At 40.3% G+C, this 2,506-nt stretch carries 4 protein-coding genes; all 4 read right to left on the reverse strand.

Annotated features, from left to right (window positions below):
• Positions 1-194: 194 nt before the first annotated feature.
• The 4 genes from R7O13_RS23850 to R7O13_RS23865 all read right to left on the reverse strand — a co-directional run bounded on the left by R7O13_RS23850 (position 195) and on the right by R7O13_RS23865 (position 2,387).
• Positions 195-569 carry a hypothetical protein gene (locus R7O13_RS23850; protein ID WP_238958978.1) on the reverse strand — a complete coding sequence of 125 codons (375 nt, stop codon included), beginning with the start codon at positions 567-569 and terminating at the stop codon, positions 195-197.
• A 135-nt stretch (positions 570-704) separates the two neighbouring features.
• On the reverse strand, positions 705-1,169 hold the full coding sequence (locus R7O13_RS23855) for a hypothetical protein (protein WP_262592754.1): 465 nt from the start codon (positions 1,167-1,169) through the stop codon (positions 705-707).
• A 137-nt stretch (positions 1,170-1,306) separates the two neighbouring features.
• A complete protein-coding gene (locus R7O13_RS23860) occupies positions 1,307-1,933 on the reverse strand; it encodes an AbiV family abortive infection protein (protein ID WP_171346353.1) in 627 nt (208 codons plus the stop codon).
• A 148-nt stretch (positions 1,934-2,081) separates the two neighbouring features.
• Positions 2,082-2,387 (reverse strand): NIPSNAP family protein, encoded by a 306-nt coding sequence (locus R7O13_RS23865; protein ID WP_025611608.1) that lies wholly within the window; start codon positions 2,385-2,387, stop codon positions 2,082-2,084.
• Between the last annotated feature and the right edge of the window lie 119 nt (positions 2,388-2,506).

The following is a 2,506-nucleotide window of genomic DNA, read 5'->3' on the forward strand; positions in this document are numbered from 1 at the left end:
CGGCAATCAAAATATTGAGATTATCCGTATCCTCCACAAAAGCATGGATGTGAATCCAATTTTTGGCGCATAACGCCCTGTTAAGGTGTGAGCAACGCAATACTGATGTCGCCGCATACCACCTTAAACACCAAACGCAACGCATAGTAAAAATGCCACGCGTTGCGAATCACTCTTAAACAGTTTGTTATAACTCAAACCCAAATTGGCAGCTGATAGATTTTTCCATTTAGATCCACAACTACCACTTCGACGTACACCTGGTGGTTATCAGCACGATAAGCCGATATATAAAATTCTTCGAAGCATTCAATAGGCAAACTGTGAGATTCGCACAACTTAGGCAGCCACTTGCGATAAGCGAGAACCGTCTTACGTACTCTAGGCGTTAGCTTAAACAGCTCTTCATCTTTAGTTGGAATCCAACTAATTCTCACTAAATCACCCGCTTTAAGATTAGCTAGTTTGAAGATATCATCACGGACAAACCCACCATCGATGTAATTTTCGCCACTAAAAAATGATAAGGTGAAGTTCTTAGCCACACCTTTGATATTCTTCAGTTTCACAATTTCCCCTTGAGTTATAACGCCGCGTTAAGTGGTGAGCAACGCAACCACCTTACTTAAACCATTGTGCCGTAAACACTAAAGCTGAATCAAACCGAAGATGCCAAGCGTTGGGAATCCGTCTTAAACGCTTTGTTAGTGTTGTAACTCCAACCATACTTTACATTCGTTAAATATAAAAAAATCCCGCTCTGAATCAGACTCGTAGAAATCATGAAATGCCCCATAAATCTTATGTATACCTATATTATCGCCTACAAAGAACTCAATATTTTCATGTAAATCAAATCCAGAAATATCGCGTAAAAGTAACTCAAATTGCTGACTAGGGTTGGCGCTTCTGTAAACTATTTGAGATATATGGTATCTAGCTAAAAAATCTATAGCAGCTTCGAATGACGGTTTCTCATGCCCTAGAGATTTAATCATCACTTCAAACATCTCTGACACTACTTCCCATATAGGTTCAGTATCATATACCGCTAAGACTTCATCCGTATATACTCCAGACTTCAATTTGCTCTCAGCAAAAGCTAATAAGTCTTCGGTAGAGAGTCGCCCCGCTACATAGCGAGAAATAAATAAATCATCTTGCTGCACAAATTTTCCTTTCAACACTAACGCCGCATTAAGTGGTGAGCAACGCCTACCACCCGACCTAAACCATTGTGCCGTAAACACTTAAGCCGAATCAAACCGAAAATACCAAGCGTTGGGAATCCGTCTTAAATGCCTTGTTATGTTTGTACTCGACTCGACAGCAGATCTAAGTATTCATCTATACTTTCTGGCATTTCATCTGGATAAATTACTTTAAGATCTTGTTTTGAAGAGTTCTTTAGACGCTCCAACTCCAATAATGGTGGACCTAGTTTAGCGATACGGTAGATAGCGATAGTTAGGTTTCGCTCGGACTGTTTTTCTGTGATCGTGTCTGATGGAAGGGTAAATGAACCATTATCCCAGTCGGTATATAAACAGCTATTTTTCTGAGCATTTTTAAAATCAACACCACCAAATAATACCTCTAACGGTAAGCCCAATTCACGATATTCTTTCCCAAATAGTGTTGTAGAAACGGCTGCGTCACTTGCCAACTTTTGCTTATGGTCACGAAATCTGCGATTGAGCTTTTTCCAATCGACTTTCTTGCCCGCTGCAACGTCAATTAACGTTCTGAAAAGCATAAAGCTTTTCCCAAACTCTTCTCGTGCGAAATGGCTTAAAGCGAATGAACGTGCGTATTTTTCATGCTTATGTAAAATCTCAGCTTCATCGCAGAGCTCTTGAGCATTTCTCAAACACTTGATTGCACCGTCAAATATAGTATCGAACTTCAAATTATTGATTTTGGGTTGATTCAAATTTCCTCCGAAAACATAACGCCCTGCTAAGGGGTGAGCAATGCAATACCAAAGCTTCCGCATACCACCTTAATCACCTAAACCAACGCATAGTGAAAATGCCACGCGTTGCGAATCCCTCTTGAGCAGTTTGTTATACATTGCTTCCCTACCTGAGCACAGGTCTGAAAAAACTACGTTCATAGCTAATGATGCAGTCTACTTTATCTGCAAACTCAAAAGCTTCAATACACTCGGGATCATTTAGAGATTTGAGACGATACTCTTCGTATGCTGATAAGCTTTCGAATGAGAACAAAGCTAGAGCTATATTATTTGCACCTTCTGACGGTAGAAAATAGCCATTGTGCTGACCACCGAACTTCTCAACAAGTGGAATCCACATTCTTGCGTATTCTTCAAATTCTTTGACCTTTTTCGGGTCAATCACGTACCTGACATAGCAAGTAATCATATGCTTTAAATCCTTCTAATTGTTTAATTTCATGCGCAACGTATAACGCCCTGTTAAGGTGTGAGCAACGCAATACCGAGCTCCCGCACACCACCTTAAACACTAAACGCAATGCATAG

It is taken from the genome of Vibrio sp. Y176 (genome assembly GCF_033438945.1).

Bases quoted from the DNA above. Each gene is read 5' to 3' on its own strand.
- R7O13_RS23865 (WP_025611608.1), bottom strand. From the start codon at position 2,387: ATGATTACTTGCTATGTCAGGTACGTGATTGACCCGAAAAAGGTCAAA.